Origin of the sequence: Anaerotaenia torta, from assembly GCF_050433395.1 — a bacterium.
In the GTDB taxonomy this organism is placed as follows: domain Bacteria; phylum Bacillota; class Clostridia; order Lachnospirales; family Lachnospiraceae; genus Mobilitalea; species Mobilitalea torta.
The window spans coordinates 196,351-215,963 of the sequence record NZ_JBNPXH010000002.1 but is presented as its reverse complement, the minus strand read 5'-3'; the positions used below and the strand labels follow the sequence as shown (position 1 = coordinate 215,963).

14 protein-coding genes and 1 pseudogene are annotated in these 19,613 nt (G+C 45.8%); all 15 read left to right on the top strand.

Annotated elements, in window-relative coordinates; translation table 11 throughout:
* Positions 1 to 114 precede the first annotated feature (114 nt).
* The 15 genes and pseudogenes from HNQ56_RS04755 to HNQ56_RS04685 all read left to right on the top strand — a co-directional run bounded on the left by HNQ56_RS04755 (position 115) and on the right by HNQ56_RS04685 (position 19,470).
* Complete coding sequence (locus HNQ56_RS04755) at positions 115 to 1,911, top strand: DUF4153 domain-containing protein (RefSeq protein WP_429143333.1); 1,797 nt, start codon at positions 115 to 117, stop codon at positions 1,909 to 1,911.
* Between the two features lie 42 nt (positions 1,912 to 1,953).
* Positions 1,954 to 2,331, top strand: a pseudogene (locus HNQ56_RS04750) (amino acid ABC transporter ATP-binding protein); the annotation flags it as partial.
* Positions 2,332 to 2,660: 329 nt separating this feature from the next.
* The gene (locus HNQ56_RS04745) at positions 2,661 to 3,500 is read left to right on the top strand and encodes a hypothetical protein (RefSeq protein ID WP_429143332.1); all 840 of its coding nucleotides are present in this window, start codon (positions 2,661 to 2,663) and stop codon (positions 3,498 to 3,500) included.
* Between the two features lie 236 nt (positions 3,501 to 3,736).
* Positions 3,737 to 5,014, top strand: a complete 1,278-nt coding sequence (locus tag HNQ56_RS04740; protein WP_429143330.1) for an ICP22 family protein — start codon at positions 3,737 to 3,739, stop codon at positions 5,012 to 5,014.
* Between the two features lie 3 nt (positions 5,015 to 5,017).
* The gene (locus HNQ56_RS04735; protein ID WP_429143328.1) at positions 5,018 to 5,677 is read left to right on the top strand and encodes a hypothetical protein; all 660 of its coding nucleotides are present in this window, start codon (positions 5,018 to 5,020) and stop codon (positions 5,675 to 5,677) included.
* 4 nt (positions 5,678 to 5,681) lie between these two features.
* A complete protein-coding gene (locus tag HNQ56_RS04730; protein ID WP_429143326.1) occupies positions 5,682 to 6,590 on the top strand; it encodes a hypothetical protein in 909 nt (302 codons plus the stop codon).
* The gene (locus tag HNQ56_RS04725; RefSeq protein WP_429143324.1) at positions 6,577 to 8,418 is read left to right on the top strand and encodes a P-loop NTPase family protein; all 1,842 of its coding nucleotides are present in this window, start codon (positions 6,577 to 6,579) and stop codon (positions 8,416 to 8,418) included. Before HNQ56_RS04730 ends, HNQ56_RS04725 begins: the two co-directional genes overlap by 14 nt.
* Positions 8,412 to 10,436 (top strand): hypothetical protein, encoded by a 2,025-nt coding sequence (locus HNQ56_RS04720; protein ID WP_429143322.1) that lies wholly within the window; start codon positions 8,412 to 8,414, stop codon positions 10,434 to 10,436. The genes HNQ56_RS04725 and HNQ56_RS04720 overlap by 7 nt, the downstream gene beginning before the upstream one ends.
* Before the next feature lie 51 nt (positions 10,437 to 10,487).
* Positions 10,488 to 10,988, top strand: coding sequence for an ELL-associated factor (locus HNQ56_RS04715; RefSeq protein ID WP_429143321.1), 501 nt, complete (start codon positions 10,488 to 10,490; stop codon positions 10,986 to 10,988).
* A gap of 35 nt (positions 10,989 to 11,023) precedes the next feature.
* Complete coding sequence (locus tag HNQ56_RS04710; protein WP_429143319.1) at positions 11,024 to 11,494, top strand: hypothetical protein; 471 nt, start codon at positions 11,024 to 11,026, stop codon at positions 11,492 to 11,494.
* Positions 11,491 to 11,871: a hypothetical protein gene (locus HNQ56_RS04705; protein WP_429143317.1), complete on the top strand. Its 381-nt coding sequence runs from the start codon at positions 11,491 to 11,493 to the stop codon at positions 11,869 to 11,871. The genes HNQ56_RS04710 and HNQ56_RS04705 overlap by 4 nt, the downstream gene beginning before the upstream one ends.
* A 58-nt stretch (positions 11,872 to 11,929) precedes the next feature.
* Positions 11,930 to 15,061, top strand: a complete 3,132-nt coding sequence (locus HNQ56_RS04700; RefSeq protein WP_429143315.1) for a bacterial Ig-like domain-containing protein — start codon at positions 11,930 to 11,932, stop codon at positions 15,059 to 15,061.
* A gap of 2 nt (positions 15,062 to 15,063) precedes the next feature.
* On the top strand, positions 15,064 to 17,310 hold the full coding sequence (locus HNQ56_RS04695) for a hypothetical protein (protein WP_429143313.1): 2,247 nt from the start codon (positions 15,064 to 15,066) through the stop codon (positions 17,308 to 17,310).
* A gap of 71 nt (positions 17,311 to 17,381) precedes the next feature.
* Complete coding sequence (locus tag HNQ56_RS04690) at positions 17,382 to 18,416, top strand: hypothetical protein (protein WP_429143311.1); 1,035 nt, start codon at positions 17,382 to 17,384, stop codon at positions 18,414 to 18,416.
* 283 nt (positions 18,417 to 18,699) lie between these two features.
* On the top strand, positions 18,700 to 19,470 hold the full coding sequence (locus HNQ56_RS04685; RefSeq protein ID WP_429143310.1) for a hypothetical protein: 771 nt from the start codon (positions 18,700 to 18,702) through the stop codon (positions 19,468 to 19,470).
* Positions 19,471 to 19,613: the final 143 nt, after the last annotated feature.

Genomic DNA, 19,613 nt, shown 5'->3' with positions numbered 1-19,613 from the left:
GCTTGCTTGCGATCATGCGAACGGAGCCGGAGATCATGAACACGTTCTATGTTCATGATATAATGAAAGCGTGAATGAAAGCAAAATGAGGAGAATGGACAGGAGGCAGGGAGAATGAATGGGAAGATCCGATTAAGAGAAAAATGGCAGGGACTGATGGATACGGTGACCAGATTCCCCATGGCAGTATTATTATTGGTAGCGGCGGTAGTATCCAATGCATTGGCAATCGACTCAAATTATAACAACATCTATAGCGAATTACTGGTTACGTTCCTCCTGGGAGCCTCGATTTATGTTGTTTTCCAGATGCTCCATGAGAGGTTTTTTGACCACCCCATCCTTAAGCTGGTCTATATTCTGGCAACAACCGTATGCTCTATTGTGTATTTTATGATAATTCATGGGGCGGACTGGAGAGTGGAGTTAACGGTCCGTACAACGGTGATCTTCTTTATTTTATTGACCTCATTTTTATGGATACCGGCAATCCGCAGTAAAATCAGTATCAACGAGAGTTTTATGGCTGCATTTAAAAGTTTCTTCAGTGCAGGTTTTTTTTCCACGGTATTGTATCTGGGTGTGGTGCTGGTGATTGGCGCCATAGATATTCTGATCTCTAATGTACAGGGAGATGCTTATGTTCATGCGGCTAATCTGGTATTTGTTCTGTTTGCACCAATCTATTTTCTCTCTATGATTCCCCGCTATGGGCAGGAAGAAGAGTCGGATAAAGAGACAATATCTTCGGCTTCGCAGGAGAAGATAGCGGAAGAGAACAGGGGAGTGACTGCTCCAAACCGTTTTCTGGCTACCTTAATTACCTATGTTATTATTCCAATTACAGCTGTCTTTACCGCCATTCTCTTACTTTATATCCTTCTTAATATTTCCGGGAAATTCTGGAGCGAAAGCTTGATGGAGCCGATTTTGGTGACATACTCCATTACCGTGATTATCGTATATATTCTTGCCAGCACCGTAGAGCATTCTTTTGCAAGGTATTTCCGAAAGATTTTTCCGAAGGTGTTGGTGCCGGTGGTATTGTTCCAGACCCTGGCCTCTGTTCTTAAGATACAGGAGGAGGGTGTGACCTATGGCAGATATTATGTGATTTTATTCGGTGTTTTTGCAACCGTCGCCGGAATTCTTTTCTGTTTTCTTCCGGTTCATAAGAATGGAAGAATTGCACCGATTCTCATTCTATTGTCCGTGATATCCATAATCCCCCCGGTGGATGCGTTTACCGTCAGCAGGGTGACCCAGACGGCAAGATTAGAAAAGCTTCTGGTCAGGAACAATATGCTGAAGGATGGTCTCATAACACCGAATACCCAGGTGGGAGAAGGGGACAGGACGGATATAGTCAAGGCGGTGGAATATCTGGATCAGATGAATTATACGAAGAAGATTGATTTTCTGGGAGGCTACTCCGTATCCCGTGATTTTGAAAAAAGCTTTGGTTTTCCCAGGTACGGCAATACGGGTACGAAGGAATACAGCAATTTTTATTATAGAAGAAACGGGGAGGAACCGTTGCAGATAACCGGTTATGATTATATGGTCCAGTGGAACCTTTATACCGGACAGGTGACGGGCAGTAAGGAATTTGAGATAGGAGGCATCCGATACCGGATAAAAGAGGAAGGGACGGATGCCAATAACCGTATTTTCCTTCTGGAAGACGGAGAGGGAAGAGAGCTGATCCGATATGAGCTGAACCATCTGCTGCAGCGATTGCTGGGACTGGGTTCGGAAAAGGAAGAGCTGTCAACAGCGCAGATGACCGATACGGTTGAAAATGACGCGGCAGCCATGTCTGTTATTGCAAATATTGTCAGTATCAGTGAGAGGCAGGAAGGAAGGGACATTTCCTCGGAATTGATCCTGTTGGTTCATATAAAGGAATGAAATTTATGTAATTAGTGAAAACAGAATTGACATAATTATAGAAAATTCCTGAAGGTTGTCGGGATGGATCAATATATCAATGCAAAGCCCAAGCAGCTGTCCGGCGGGCAGAAGCAGAGAGTTGCCATCGCGAGGGCATTATCCATGGAGCCGGAGGTGCTGCTGTTTGATGAACCGACCTCTGCCCTGGATCCGGAAATGGTGGGTGAGGTTCTGGCAGTTATGAAGGAATTGGCTCACAGCGGCCTTACCATGCTGGTGGTAACCCATGAGATGGGTTTTGCCAGGGAAGTGGCGGACCGGGTTGTATTCATGGACAAGGGTGTGATAGCGGAAGAAGGAACACCGGAGCAGATCTTCAATAGTCCGACCCAGGACAGAACCAGGGAATTCCTCAAGAGAGTACTGAATGAACAATAGATAATATTTGCAAGTATATGCAAAATTTAGAGAATAGGAATTGATAGCGGGAAGAACGGATACGTTTAGAAAAAGGTATGTATCTGGTTCTTCCTGTTGATTTAAAAACTGTTATAAATATACATAAATAGTAAAAATGTTTGTTGGTTTTTACAATAAGAAAAAGATTTACAAAATACCATTTTCGAGTTATGATTATTACTATCAAATTAATTTGTCTGTTATCTAATAATGAATTTTTATATCTCAATTTGTATTATTCTATTTTTTTATTCTTGTTTCTTTTTATCTCATTTTTCCCCAAACTAATATACAAAGGAGGTTGTTTTGTGAAGGTTGCATTTTGGAGCAATTCCAATGAATTATGCGGAGTTTCTGCGAATCTGGCTGCGGTCAGTGTAATAAGCGCCATCCGGTATTCCTGTTCCATCATCACGTTGGAGAATCGTTTATCCCATCAAAATCTTGGGGTGGCGTATAACGGAGGGGCCTATACCGATGTGCTGCATGAGGCCGGAACCAATTATTATGACGGAAGCGGTATTGAGGGGCTGCTTCGAAAGATATACAGAGGAGATCTTTCTCCGGGAGGTCTGATGGTATATCTGAAGGAAATTATACAGGGAAGGCTTTATTATCTTCCTCAGAGCAGGGTAATTCATAATGAGATATTTGATTATGAGCTGGACCGCTGTATCAGACCCCTGTTTCAGATACTGGAAAAAAATTCGGAGCTATGCTTCATTGATACGGCCAGCAACCATAGCTTAAGTACCCGGATTATTTTAGAAGAAGCGGAGCTTATCGTCGTTAATCTCTGCCAAAAATCTGCTATTCTGGAGGATTTCTTCCTCAATCATTCTTCCTTGATTTCAAAATCCATTTTCCTGATCAGCAATTATGAGCATCATTCCCTGTATAATATGAGGCAGATAGCGAAACTGCTGCAGGTGCCGTCGGAGCAGATCATTCCGGTTCCGGTTAACGAAGGATATCGGGCGGCGTACCGGGGAGGATATGTCTATGAATATATCTCCCGCAATCTGGGCTGTACCAGAGAAAGCGGCGATTATATCTTCATCCAGTCTATAAAAAGGGCTGCTTATCTCATCATGAAAAAGGCAAAGTCGATGCCGGGCTGTGTGATGCCCCGTTTCTGCGCCAGATGATTCTGCTGCGCATTTTAATACTTATCTTTATCGGAAGCCTTCTTTTTCTTATCCTGCTGTATCTGATCCGTTTTTATGACCGGGGCCGTATCAAACGGCGTGCCGGGCTTCATGCAGAAAGGCCGGATGCTTTCAGAAAAGGACCGGTTTTTGCGTATCTGTTTCTATTAATTCTTATCATTATCCTGAGCTTTATGATTATAAAACAGAATATAGGAAGGAGTGAGTGGTGAGGAGTGAAAATTAGTTACCGCTTAAGACGAACAACAAAGCAATATATCATAGTGTCTTTGATCTGTATTGTAATGATTGGAGGCGCCGCGGTCTTTACTGCCTGTGTCATAACCCAGCAAATAAAGGAGGAATATGAGCTTCTCCTTAAGGAGGCGAATCAGGACAGGAGCATGAACCAGAGGGAGGTGTATGCAGCCGCGGCCAATATCGCCGCAGGGGATGTTATAACGCCCGATAAGGTGGTGAAGAGGAAGGAATATTCCTCCCAGCCCCAGAGCGGTTTTATTACGGAGAAAGAGATGGGTTCCCTGGCGCTCATTGATATTCCGGCGGATACCCAGCTTCTGTATTCCATGATCACGGATCCGGCAATTTCATCCGAGCTTCGTGAGGTGGAATATCAGGTAATCAATATCAATTCCAATATTGACAGCAATGACACGGTTGATATACGGATTTTCTTCCAGAATGGGGAGGATTATGTGATCTTGCCCAAGAAGGTGCTGAAGGGATATACAGCGGAATCGGCCAGCTGCTTTTTATGGCTTACGGAGGAGGAGATCATCCGTGTGCGCAATGCAGTGGTGGATGCTTATCTGTATCCCGGGTCCTGCCTTTACACTGCGAAATATATTGAACCGAATATTCAGGAAGCATCTGTCGTCACCTATACCCCTTCCGTTGAGGCTATTGAATTGATTCGGCAAAATCCCAATATTACAGATACCGCGATGAATGAACTGAGTCTGATGGTAAGAAAGGCGCTGGAGAACCGGCTTACCGACGCCTCAACAAGGGATAGCGCCGCCCGGCAATGGGATATCGGCGATAATTATATCTATCAGCAATATGAGGACAGCATGTGTGACGTGGGCGAAGAACTCCAGGAATCGCAGCATGGAAGAGATGCCGGGAATACCGAGAATACCGAGAATACCAGGAATACCGGGAAATTGGGGAATATCGGGAAAACGGGGGATATCGCAGAAACAAGGGATACCGGAGAAACAGGGGATGCCGGAGAAATAAGGGATGCCGAAGAAACAGGGGATGACGGAAAAGAGGGCGACACCGCCGAAAATTCGAAGCATCCCGGAGAACAGGAATCAGGCGGGCTGCTTCAGAATATAGCAGGAGAGACGGAAGACAGGCTGGGAACGAAGGAGAAAGAGCCGAAACAGAAGAAGCAGCCCGTGACTTCCCCGGAGCTTGGTAAGGGAAATCAGAATTCAGAGGATGAGACTACAATCAGAGATTATTTTATAGCAGCGGAGGGATGAGGAATGACATGTATTGGATACATCGGAGAAGAAGCATATGATCTGGTTCTTTATATTGGCCGCACTCTTGCCGCCTTGAACCGGCGCATACTGATCATAGATATGACCCGGTCCGGGGCAATGACAAACGCTCTGCACCATGGAATGGATCTGGATAGTGACAGCGGCATAATCCATTACCGCGGTATTAATTACATAAGAAGGGTGCCTTCTTCGGAGGAAATGGAGCTTTACGAGACGGGGGTAATTCTGGCGGTTTTCGGTTACGATTACAATCAGGAACTATTTCCGTGCAACCGGCTTATTGCTGTAACAAATACCTTTCCCCATATCGTGGACAAGATTAATCTCTGCATCAATGAAGCAGAATTGCCCAGGGACAGGCTCCGGCTGCTGATTCGGGATGTGGTTTCCGCCGATGATGTGGAGCAGGTAAAGAAGAGAGTCAGTTTTGCCTATGAGGAGGAGCCGCCCAACTATCTGTATCTGGAGCTTACGGATTATCTGTGCGCTGTGAGATGTCAGGAGACTCAGACTGTTAATTTTGAAAACATTTCCCAGGGGATGAAGAATTATATACTATGCAGCATCCGCCAGATGCTTCCCGAACTGGGCTCCGTCCGGATTAAGAGAGCGATGCATCTGGCTAGAAAGGGCAGGTGAGGGAGTGAGCAGGCTATTGTTTTGGGCACCCGGTCATGGACAGGGGCAGACCAGTAATCTCCAGGTGATTGCGTTAACACTGGGGTTGCTTCATAAGAAAAAGGTATTGATGATGCAGACCTGTTTTCATAATAATAATTTGGAGGTTCCTTTGGTGGGAGGCAGCATCGATATGGAAGAGAACAGCAGCTTATTTCAGGAGATTGGCCTGGATACGGCGGTTACTTATAGCAGAATGAATAAAATGAGTGCAAGGGCGCTGGCCAGCTGCTGCCTGACCTTTCCGGGCACATCTTTGCTTTTGCTGCCGGGAACTCAGACCGCCAGCCGGGATACCTTCGACAGGGATGTTGCCGGAGAGGTAAACAGGCTGGTAAGGGAGGCGGAAGACTATCTTGACTTTGTATTGATTGACTCCGGCAGCGGAGACAATCCTTTGTCTTCCCAACTGGGAGAATCGGCGGATCTGATCATTATTAATCTGACTCAGAGAAGACATGTGATACATGAATTCTTCCGGAAATACGGCGAGAACCTGTTAAAACATGCAAAGGTATTCTATCTCTTTGGCGGCTATGACAGCAATTCCGCATATAATATTCACAATTGCCGAAGAAAATACAGCAGGTATCTCAATCGTAACAATTCGGGCATCATACCCTATTGTACCAAGCTGATGGATGCCCAGAATGAGGGCAGCCTGCTTCCGTTTATGAAAAAGGGGCTGATTACCGGGGCGGCAGGAGCAAAGAAATGGACAAGGAAGGGAAGAGGGCTTCTTGTCAGTCTACGGTACAGCCCGGAGGAAACCGGTTATTTCTTTCAGGAAGCCCGGTCTGCTGCAGATAAAATTCTTTGTATGCTGGCACCGGCATTACCGGAGCAGAGGGAGGATACGGATGAGTTCCTTTGAATGGATTGCATCGGTTCTGCTGATGACAGCCGCAGTTTTATACCTGTTCTACCTGTTTAAGGCAGGGGTGGAGGAAGAGAAGGAGGAAAAGAATATCTATTCCATGGAATACCTGTGTGAGGAGATGAAACGGCGGATAAACGATATCATTAATATGGATCTGGATGTGTTGAGACTGAATAAGAATGATCTGGAGAGCAGAAGGCAGCTGAAACGTTCTCTTAGTGAAGCCACGAGGGGATGTTCCCATGGCGACATTCATAAGAAGCTGATCGTTTCCGCCAGGATTAAGAAGATCCTGGCAGGGCAGCTGAAGATTACGGCAGAAACAGCGGATTATGTGATCCCCTTTCCTCATTACAGTCATCTGACCGCTACGGATCGTTTTGAGATTATGATGTATCTGCAAAAGAGAGAGGGGAACTATAAAATGTTTCGTTCCATTCTTCATGAGGCCGGATTGGGGCGGCTGACGAAGGATGAGGCGGGCTTTCATTATGATATTGACGGGAAGGATCTGGAGGAGGCATTTTACAAGCTGGTTCGGCCGTTAAATTATGATGATAAATTGAATATCATTACCCAGAGAATCTATCAGGAAATCTACGGCCTATCGGTGGCAGATCTGCTGATCATGGAGGATGAATCCATTGACAGCGTTTCGGGAGGTGTCTCCGGACTGACGCAGGAAAATTGCAGATATAAGGAGGAGGACATCTATCACGGCGATTTTAGAAAGCCGATGTCCTATGAAAGCATCTGGGTAGTATGTGAGGGAAAGCCGATACATCTGAAATTTCTGACCCTCGGGCCGCAATGCGATATCATCCGTGTCTGCAAGAACCTCTCAGAGCACGGAAGAAACGGGCATTTTACCTCTTCGGAGGGCGGCAGTAAAAATCATCTGGTCAATGGGAGCCGTGTGACCACCTTCCGACCTAATAATGCATCCCAATGGGCCTTTTTTGTAAGAAAGTTCGGGAGCACCTCACGCTGGGAGCTGGAGGATCTGATTACGGACCCCGGATGCCGCTATCCCATTGAGCTGCTGAAGTGGTGCGTCCATGGATGCGTCAACCTTATTTTCTCCGGGGATCAGAATTCGGGTAAAACAACTAACATGCGCGCCGCAGTGAGGGAGATTGACCGAAGGCAGCAGATTCGTACCATCGAAGCGGATTTTGAATTATATCTAAATGATGCCTACCATGACAGGAATATTCTCGGAACCCGCCCCAGTAAAGCCCTGGACTTTCCTAAATTGATTGAATTGCTGAAAGCATCGGAAGCCCACACGATTCTCTTTGGAGAGACGGCAAGTCTGGAACAGGCGAAGCACCTGCTGGATCTGCTTCTCGCCGGAACCAAGCGGATTATAACTACCGGGCATTGGCCTGCGGCGGAAGATATGATTTCCTATTTTGTTCTGGCCCATGGAGGCTATGGGAACGGAGGAGCCGGGGAGGTGGAGCGGGTAATTGCCAGGCTGCTTCATATTGATGTCCATCACGTGAAGGATAACAGCGGACACCGGTATATTGACCGCATTACGGAGATTATTCCCCGGGAAGCAGATGCGGCGGAGACAGGGAAGGGAGGAATGGAAGGAAAGCTGGAGCGGATCGCCAATATTCTGGAGCAAATGTCCGGGAAGAAGTCTTATGATACAAGGGACATTATAATTTATGAAAATGGCAGGTACCGTATGATACACCCCCTTAGTGACAGGCTGGCTCATATGATTCTCAGCCATCTTCCGCCGGAAGAAAAAGCCGGATTTCTGAAATTCAATCAGACAGCAGAAGGAGGTGCAAGAGAAGCATGCTGATCATAATCCCAATTCTTCTTGTGTATGTAAGTGCAATGACGGTGCTGATCTGGCAGGGACAAGCCGGTAAGAGGCTATGGAGGGGCAGAGGAGCCATTCGGAGCAGGGAAAAATATTTTGACCGGATTTGCTCCGGGCTGTACCGCAGAATGAAAGCATCACCCTTTACCAGAAATTATGTGGAGAAGCTGTCCTGCCAATTCCGGCTCATCAGCCCCTGCGACAGCAGGGAAATTGCCGGCAGAACAATGGTTACCTTCCTCCTCTCGGGCATACTCAGTATAATCATCTTTTTTATTCTCTTTCTGACCAATCCCAGGCTGATTAATATGATTTTATCGGCAGCGGCCATTCTTATATTGAATCAGGAGGTGGTGGGAAGAATGGCCAAAGCCTTTGAAATAAAGCTGGATCTGGAGATACAGCAGCTGTTGGAAAATGAAATACATAATTATTATGTAAATTACCGTGTGGACGATGCCCTGTATCTGTCACGTGACAGCCTGAGCCCCAATATGAAATCTGCCGCCGGACAAATCTATGAGCTGCTCCTGTCGGATGACAGGGAGCAGGCCTTGAGGGAATATTATGAGAATGTACCGAACAAATATCTCCGGGAATTTGTCTCCCTATGTGTAGGTGTTGCCGAGCGGGGCGATGAAGAGCGGAATGGCAAGCATATGTTCATCAGAAACCTGGAGAATCTGTATTCCCAGCTGGAGATTGAAATTGATAAGCTGCAGAGAATCAATATGGAATTTACAGGAGTGATTCTGGTGGTGATTCTGCCTGTTTTCTGTATTGATCTAGTGAAGTGGTTCTGCATCAGCCTGAAAGAGAATATGGGAGCCTTCTATTATGGGAAAACAGGCTTTTTGATTGATCTGGGGCTTCTGGCAGTAAATAGCGCGATTTACGTGCTCCTGCACAAAAGTGCGGAATACCGGAGCTTTCATCAATCCGCCCACAGCTGGCTCCGCACCCTGGACCGGCTTCCCGGGATTAGAAGGGCGATGGATAATTACAGTAATAAGAACGCTTCCAGAGTAGAAGCATTAAGACGTGTGCTGAAAGATAACGGGTATCATATCACCCCAAGGCTTTTTATATTAAGAGGATTTCTTCTTGCTCTTGGAGTATTTGGCGCCGGAATGGGCATTGCCGCCTATCTTGCCCACAGCGGCAGGGAGGCGCTGCTTACCGCAGACCGGGCTGCTGTTGCAGCCCTCACCTCAGCGGCGGAGGAGCGGCAATACGATAAAATGATACAGACGATACAGGATTACACCCAAAGCTATGTTTTATACCGGGAGAAGAAAACGTTAAAAAGCATGCCCGAGCACCAGGAGGGCCTTGTACAGCTTATACAGAAGGATTTTTATAATAAGGTTGTGGCGGAAGCCCTGGCAAGGGAGATATGGAGGAGAGCCGGGAAATATGAAACCACCCGTATGTCCTTTGGGGATTTGTTTCTGTGTATCATCCTGGGAATCGGAGCTTATTATCTTCCTTTCATATTGTTGAAATACGGAAGTGCCGTATCCAGGGATACCGCGGAGGATGAGGTTCATCAGTTCAATGCGCTGATCGGTATGCTGATGTATGACAAAACAATGACGGTAAGACAGCTGCTGATAGAGATGGAATCCTTTGCGGTTATTTTTAAGCAATCTCTGCGCAATTGTATCAATGATTACAGCGGGGGTGATGATGAAGCACTGGAGAGGCTCAGAGAAGAAGAGCCTCACAGAGCATTTGTAAAAATCATTGATAATCTGCTGCGCTGTGACAATATGCCGATTTACGAAGCCTTTCATGAGGCGGATACCGCCAGGGACGGATACCTTACCAAAAGGAAGCTGGCAAATGAAAAGTCGATTCGTAAAAGAGTAACCCGCGCCTATGTATTGGCCGCGGTACCTTTACTCCTGCTCTTTGCCTATGGAGTGCTTCCTACCCTGCAGGCATCCATCCATGAAATTACACAGACTTTGGAGGCGTTGGAGGGGACATGGTAGGAAGAAAGAGTATTGTGAATGAAATTTAAAATAACAAGGAGAGAAAAAATTATGAAAACAAAAAATGCAACTAACCTGGTGGTAGGAATTGTTTTAACACTGGTCACGATCATCATGGTCGGAATCGTAATCCTGTGGGGAACAGGGTACTTTGGGCAGAACAAGAAGACCCTTGACAGGAGTACCGCCAAGATTGACGGCGCGATCAATGCAATGTCGGAATTTGATCTTCAGATATACCAGGATAAGATCATCCGGGGAGATGTGCTGGTGGATCTGATTCAGGAGCTTAAGAAGGATAAGGTTATGGTATCGATAGGGGTAACCACCCTTGGAGGGGAAAAGGAGGGTGTACAGTATAACTATAGAACAAGCACCATTGACAAAACGGACGGTACCGCTGAAATCACTCCCAGTCCTGCCGCCACTGCGGTCATTCCGGAGGGGAAGGGCAGTCTGGAATATATTAATCCCAATGGCAGCTTTAAAGGAACGGTGGTGCGCGATAAGAACGATGAAATTGTTTTAATTGGCTTCACCCAGCAGCCATAAGGAATGCACCCGGAATTAAGATAAGGCGGTGGAGAATGAAACATAAAAACAGTGATTTGCCAGCCTATTGGATATTAACTCTGCTGGGAGTGCTTCTGGTGGCTGCTATGGTTCTTTATATAAAGCTATTTTTTGATAGTACGAGGAAGCCGATGGATCAGATTATTGACAGCACGGCTGCTATGGCGAATGAGCTTTTGGAGCGGGAAATTACAATGTACGAAGGGGAGGAGATCAAAGGAAGTGAAGTGGTTAACTATATTAAAAGGAATCTGGGTGATTATGCTTCTGCGGAGGCGGCTCCCATCTTCGTACGTGTGAAGACGGCATTTGCCGGAACCGCATATACCAATGATTACACCAACAAAGCGCATATCAGGGATATCAGGAATGTCTCGGCAATGGAATACTTCATAAAGCCCACGGCTTATTTTTCCTGTGAGATAATCCGCTCGGAGAACAAGGTGGTCTTGGGAGTGAGCTTTATACAAAGGGATGGCTTATGAAAAATTCAGTCATAAATTTGCTGGAGATGATCTGCGGTGCGTTCTTTCTGGCTATGGGACTGCTTTACCTGGGAAAACAGGAGAAAAATATGAATCATCTCATAAGCGCGGTCAATAACATGCTTTTGGAAACGGAGAGTATTTATCAGGAGTATAATGTCATCAACGGCAGTCAGATATCGAAAGAGAAGCTGTATGCTGTTATAATCGGGTACCGTGAGTATCCCATTACGATAGACGGAGTGTTGATTACGGCAGAAGAACAGGATTATGAATATTATTTTACTCTGATCAGATCAAGGTTTTACAAAAAGCAATATGAATTTGATGAAAATCAAAAGATTAAACAGGTGGATTTTCTGTCAATGGGCTTGTAGCTTTTGTGGTGCCTTGATTTACTATTTGCTGTAAGCAGAATTTGCAGGGAGGAAGAGGATGGATTTTCCTGGGAGATTAATAGCAGCATTTCTTGCGGCGGTAATCATCACAATCGTTCCATTACAATACATTGCAAGAACAGCGGAAGAGAGCATAGATTCTCATATAGCGGAACATACGGAGCATTTTTCAGATACCCTCCGAAAGAAGGGGTATCTTGATATCCCTGCCTATGAAGCTTATATAAGAGAGCTTGATGCATCAGGGCAGCACTTTGATCTTGAAATAGAGGATATTCATCCGGTAACGGGTAAAGATGCAGCTTATCAGAAGGAAAAACCTGCGGCATCCCTCTCTCTTTTTGCAGCTCATGTGCACACGGATGCCTGCTACAGCGGGCACAGACATAAGGGAGCGGATAATCAAAAGTTTACCCATACTCATGCCCATACGGCAGGGAAATGCAGACGATATGTTTATTATATCGGACTCGATGTGAAATGCAGCTCTTGCGGGGCGTCCTATTATTGGAGTGTAGTTGGAAAGGATATGAACGGAAACAATATAGGGACGCCTGTCCCGCACGGAAATACCTGCTGGGAGTGTAATAAAGCCACCATTACAACGAAAGAGCATAATTCCTATACCTATAGCTGCGGTTATGATGTATTTACCACAGACAGCACCAGTGCGGACGAGGTGGCCTTTGGCGTAACCATGACATACCCCGGGATGAGTTACCCGCAGAATACCAACAGTGCCACCTATACTTCCGGATGTTATTCCTATCACCAGTCCAATGACTGGCACAGTTTACGTAAGTATTCCGGCTATGGTACCTGGATAAATCAGGCGGAGGTATTTGATACGGTTTTACGCAGCAGCAGAAGCTTTTGTGATATCCCTGCCAGGTATGAGAAGGAATATTGGGCCAGCGACAGAAGCGGACTTGGAGAAACCAAGTGGTATGAAATCGATTATGCAGCAAGAGTATTGGGAAATTATAATGTGGTGTACGATTTTAAGTATTATGGGTGGTACAGCTCCCAGTCCTATCCTAAAAACGATTGGCCCAGCGGGATATCGGGAACGGAGACGGCCTATCTCTTCTCCAGCTTTCACAGCAGTATCGAGAGATATGCCGGAGGAACGGCATTTAAGGGGGACGCATCGGAGTCCTGGAAATACCGGTATGTAGGAACGGATCTCCATATCTGCGGCTTTGACCACTCCCTTGGGGTTAATAAATGGGTGCTTGCCTGCGGGCAGGCAGAGGATACCACCTATGACTGTGATAAAGTCGTTATGTCCATATCCCCGCTTCATCCGGTTCAAACAGTAAAGAAGGGAGAAAGCATTATAACTCGTGCCACGGCAGTCTACATGGACGGCCATACCGGAACGGTTGACTGTACCAGCAATTACAATCCGAATCTCCCCGGTGTCCAGACGGTGACGCTTACTTACAGCGGACTGGTGGGAGATGCACGGACCACCGGGAAAAGAACCTGTACCGTCAGTGTAACGGTTATAGACAAGACGCTGCAGAGCCTTGCAGTAACTCCCCCTTCCCAGACCGTTCCTCTTAAGGGTACTCCCTCCTTCACGGTTACCGCTTATTACAGCAATGGAACCAGTGCGGTAATACCCTTAGGAAAATACAGTGTGTCCGCCTACACCACGGCTACATCCGGACAAAAAACCATAACCTTTACCTATACGGAAGAGGGGGTGACGAAAACAGCAACAGCAGCCATTTATGTAGATAACCTCCTATCCATCTCTGCAATACCGGAAGAGCTTACGGTAGAAAAGTATACGGCAAAGCTTCCCTTATCGCTTAAGGTAACCTATCTGTACAGCAGCAGTAAGACGATCTCCAGCGGATATTCCATAAGCGGGTATAATCCTTCTTCCATAGGAAAACAGAAGGTAACGGCATCCTACATGGATCAGGGAACCACGGTATCGACGGCAGTGACCGTGAATGTAACACCGCTCCATAGAACCTGTCCTCAGTGCCAGAACGTCTATGAAATAAACCCGGATGATACCGATCCCGGCTGCCCTATCTGCCGGGAGACGGTAGTAGGTATTACCGTATCTCCGGAGGAAATGGAAGTAATGCAGGGAGAGGATCTTCCAATCATAGTCCGGGCCATGTACCGGAATGGAGCAGTAAAAGAGGTGTTCGGATGGAGCAGTAATTATGACCCGGATAAGATCGGGCTGCAGCCGATTACGGTAGAGTACGGAGGCTACGCGGCATCCATCTATGTATGGGTAAAGGAAGGGGAAATCGTCTGCCCGGTCTGTCAGACACATTATCCTGCCTGGGAAGACCGATGCCCGGTCTGCCGGGAGAAGGTGACCGGCATTCAGGTTAATCCGAAAGAAATAACCGTAAACCAATATGATGAGATCGTATTACAGGTGCTTGCCACTTACGCGGACGGCCTCACTTCCCTGGTGACAGACTGGAGCATAGACAGGACAAGCCAGGCAGCAGGGGTGTTTACCGCAACCGTAAGCTACCAGGGATTTACGGCCCAGGTAAAGCTGACGGTATTATCCGCCTCCACGGTAACCTGTCCTGTCTGCGGGTTGGTATACGATGCGGGAGAATATCCCAACGGCTGTCCGGTGTGCTCCGAAGTAATCACCGGGATAGAAGCTTATTTATCCAGCGGCTCCCGGCTGGTCCAGTACGGCACTCTCCCCCAGATATCCGTCAGTCTGATTTACCTGGACACTCACCGGGAAATAATCGAGACCGGCTTTACAGCAGAGGGCTTTGATCCCTTCCGGAAGGGAGTGCAGACCATCCTTGTCCGCTATCTGGAATTCTCCTGTACCTTAGAAGCGGAGGTGGTGGATGCCCTGGAGACAGTAACCTGCCCCAATGGTCATATCTACTATCTCAATGAGGATGGCACCGACCCGGGCTGTCCCTTCTGTGCCATAGGAGAGGGGCATGAGGTGATCCTGTTTTATGAGATTACTTATTTACCGGAAATCCTTGAAGTTTTATATAGCAGCGGAATTTATTACTTTGATAGAAATAATTATCTTACGGTTCGGGTGACTAAAAGAGATACATCCTTAATTGTTAAGCTTCAGCAAGCCTCTGCAAAATTGGTAATGCTGGGAAGAAGAAAGCGGTTTACATATGGCGGTGAGGTATTATAGGCATGGATAAACTATTGAAATTTATCTTTGATATTGTAATTGCAATTGTTCTGATGTTCGGGGCAGTTCTGATTTATTTCGGTTTAAGAACAGAAAGCGTCATAGGAACGATGGACACCATGATAACGGAAGAGTTCCTTACCGGAATAAAAAAGAATGGCTGTCTTGAACATGATCAGTATGAAGAATATCTTCACCGGCTGTCCCTCACCGATACGATATACGATCTCCGGTTTGAACATGAATATAGTATCTGGGAACCGGAATACCGCATGAGGACCATAGAAGAGATTATAGAAGCTCAAAAAGCAGCCTACACCGGAGAGAACATTTACCACTACCGGGAGGTCACAACGAGCCGGCCCGATGTAACAGACCCGATTGATAACAGCGGCCTTACCATGAATACGGAAACAAATGAAAGTGTCCTTGCAGGCGCTGTGAATACACCTTCTACGGGGCATACCCATACGGATTCGTGTTATGCGGGGCATATACATAAGGGAGATAGAGCCTTTACCCATACCCATGCACACACGGCGGCGGCAGGGTGCAAGCGGTATATGTGGTGTGCCGGAGCCGATGTGACATGTCATTCCTGCGGAGCATCCTATTACTGGACGATTGTAACACGCGATCCCGATGGCAGAAATCTGGATACCCCGACAATGCCGGTTAACTGGTGCATCTCCTGCGGGGCCGGCACGGTAACGAATACATTGGGGGTGAACAAATATGCCTATAGCTGCGGCTATAATATCCATACCACGGATGATATGAATTCGGACGAGGTGGCCTTTGGGGTAACCATGACATACCCCGGGATGAGTTATCCGCAGAATACCAACAGCGCCACCTATACTTCCGGATGTTATACCTATCATCAATCGAATGACTGGCGCAGTTTAAAAAGGTATTCCGGGTATGGAGTATGGATAAACGAGGCGGAGGTATTTGATGCGGTTTTGCGCCGCAGCAGCAGCTTCTGTGACATCCCCGCCCGGTATGAGAAGGAATATTGGGCCAGTGACCGAGAGGGACTCGGAGAAACCAAGCGGTATGAAATCGATTATGCGGCAAGGGTGTTGGGGAGGTATAGTGTGGTGTACGATTTTAAGTATTATGGCTGGTACAGCTCCCAGTCCCATCCGAAAAACGATTGGCCCAACGGGATATCGGGAGCGGAGACGGCCTATCTCTTCTCCAGTTTCCACAGCAGTATTGAGAGATATGCCGGAGGAACGGCATTCAAGGGAGACGTATCGGACTCCTGGAGATACCGGTATACAGGAACGGATCTCCATATCTGCGGCTTTGACCACTCCATGGGAGTGAACCGATGGGTGCCGACCTGCGGCCTGGAGGAAGATACACGGTTAGTCTGTCCGGATAAAGTAGTAAGCATCACCCCCACCCATCCGCTGCAGTCGGTCTATACGAATGAACCCTTAATCACCACGGTCAGAGCAACCTATGCGGACGGGAGCGAGAAAACAGTACTGGCAGCCGCTGATTTTTCCACCGGAACCCCGGTATCCAATAAGAGGGTTACGTTAAGCTATGCAGACAGCCTCGGCAATACCAAAACCTGTACCATAACCGTGAATGTCGTTCCCCGCAACAGAGCCTGTGCCAATGGGCATCTTTATAACCTGAGCCCGGATGGCAGTGACCCCGGCTGCCCCTTCTGCCATGCTTATGTGGCCAATCTACGTATCCTTCATCCTCCAATATCCACTTTTACAATTACCATAGGGACAACCTTAAAGGAGAACGGATTAAAGCTGCTGGTCACTTACATGAACGGACGCACGGAAACAATAACGGAGGGGTATGTTGATAACCTTGATAAGCAATACCTGGGAACTAAAATGGTGACCATAGGCTACAAGGGAGCAAGTACCCAGCTTCTGGTGACAACAGTCTGTGCAAAGATGGTTTGTGATGTATGCGGTTTTCTCTATGATCTGTATCCGGACGGAACCAATCCCGGATGCCCAAGGTGTATTTCCAAAATCCCGATATTCACCGGTAATATACTGGAATATGAAGGAAAGGAGTATACCGATGAGATCCTTGAGCGGATGTATGAGAAAGGCAGCTATGATCTCACCATGGATAACACCTTCAGTATCTGGTTGAAAAACAAGTCTCCTAACGTGGCAAGAAGCCTGTTAAAGAAATTGTATCCGTCCCTGTCGAAAGAATGGATGTCACGCAGGTTCAATGAAAATATAAAAGCAAAATAGAAGGAATCCGGATGACCGGCTGCTTCTTTCATTCAAAAGACCAAACAACAGGATAGAGGGGAGGTAGCCGATTGAAGATTTATCATTTTATATTGATATTTTTGATCTTCTTTTTTGCAGCGGTCATAAAGACAGATATACAGATTGGAGAAATGAAAGAAATCGAGAGAGAAAAAGCAGAACTTACAGAAAGCCTGGATTCAGCCGCATCAGATGCGATTGATTACCTGGCCGCCTCCGGAAGCTATGGGATCAATTCAATTGAAAAGGAAAAAGTGATAAGCACTTTTTTTACTTCCCTTTATGCCTCCCTCGGCATTATTTCTGACCGGAATAAGCAGGCGGAACTGGAGCTTTATATCCCGGTAATTCTCTTATGTGATGCGGATGGATTTTATGTATACTATTACGAGGACTATGAAGGAGAATACGGAGAAATCCTTACCCAAAGAATGTGGTCGGAGAAAATGCCATATTTTTATCAGGATGCAGACTTTATCTACGGATTTTCTTTGGCAGATGAAGTGGACTTATATGATACTAATAATCTCTTTCAGGATGCTGTAAAAGTCAGAAAAGAGAACTATCATTTGATTCAAACGGAGGAATATTATAAAGAGTTTAGAAAAGCGAATCCGGGGAGCATCCTTCTGAATGATGAAGTGTATCACACGGTCAGAAAAACAGCAATTATGAGTCAATTGGAAGAAGTCCTTTCGTTCTATACAAATCAACATAACTATATCGCACGCCAGCATGGGATCACCTATCAGTTTAGTTTCCCGCCAGGGCAGGAAGAGGAATGGGCGCAATACCTCGATGATGTGAACTTGGTGGTAGTATTTCAGGGCTATCCATATGGCACAGGTCAGGATTATACCTGTAACAAAATAGCCTCCTCCGGTGCCAATGTTTTAAAGAAACCGATTTATTTTGTTGAAGAGAGGAGCTGGTATTTTCTGGCGCACAAGGCGGGATGTCCGAAGCTTATTGGAAATACCATGATCCTGGAGGAGGCATTTGACAGCCTGCTGGAATGTGCCAAAATAGGCGCTTATTGTGATGACTGTATAGAAAATGGCGCAAGGGTGCCGATTCTAAAATAATGAGGTAAAAAGGGGAAAGATGAATCTGCTATTTTCTTTGATTTTTTCTACGGTATTAAGCTTTCTGTTTCATATCATCATGCATGAAATTGGTCATTTTATTGCCGGATTGCTAACAGGATGGAGATTGGTTCACATACAGCTTTTTTGTTTTGTATTTACAAAAAATACTCATAATGCTTCCTTCCGATTAAGAAAAATAAATTCTATTAGTTGTCAGTGTATTATGTATCCGAAATCGAATATGAGTGACTCAAGCTTCTATACACTGGGCGGCATATGCATGAATGCGATGTTGACTTTGATTTTTCTGTACCAATTAAAGACCTTACCAATGGGTGGTGTTAGGTGGATATTCACTTTTTGCTTCTTCTCATGCGGCATATCCGTATTTCTTATGAATGCTGTTCCGAATACCCAAAAGATATGCAATGATATGGCTTGCTATCTCTTATGTAAGAAAGAAAAGTATACACATTATATCCATAACGTTCAGTTGACGGTGGCAAAACAGCTTTCGAAGGGGTTGAGTTACCGGAATTGTGAAACACCTGTTTTAAAAGAAAACATAGAAGCAAATGATATTCTGGCATATCAAGTGATATTGGAATTTTACTATTATCTTGACTGTGACCTTTATTCCCGGGCCAAAAGTACACTTGAAAAGATAGATCGTGACCGGCATATCAGCTGTGGAGTCTATAAAATTATTATGCTTGAGACATTATACTATGATTTATTCATGGATATTTTAAATAAGACAAATCTGGTTTTGAATCGAAATCCTTTTTATAGAGATCTCGATAGTTATATACAAAAATATGAAACGGCTGGAGATATTCATTCAGAGAGAGTGAAAGCGATTAGAAAGGCATATCAATTTTATAGAAATGGAGATATCCAGGGAGGAGTTCAATCGTTAGATGAGGCGATTGCGGGAATGCGGAAAATGGCGGCTTTATATGCAGGGGAGAAAATCTTCTGCTTAGATCAATTAGAGGGGATCCGTAATATCCTGCGCCGGGATTTGCTTGTGCAAAACTGTAAAAATTGAATTTCATATATTCTTATAATATCTAGAGAGATATGATGTAGAAATGGTGGTAAAATCAAGATTAATATTACATATTTTGCATTTATTCCTTAAATAAATGTACCGGTTATGTTATAATATGACAACAGGATTCATCGCAGGCA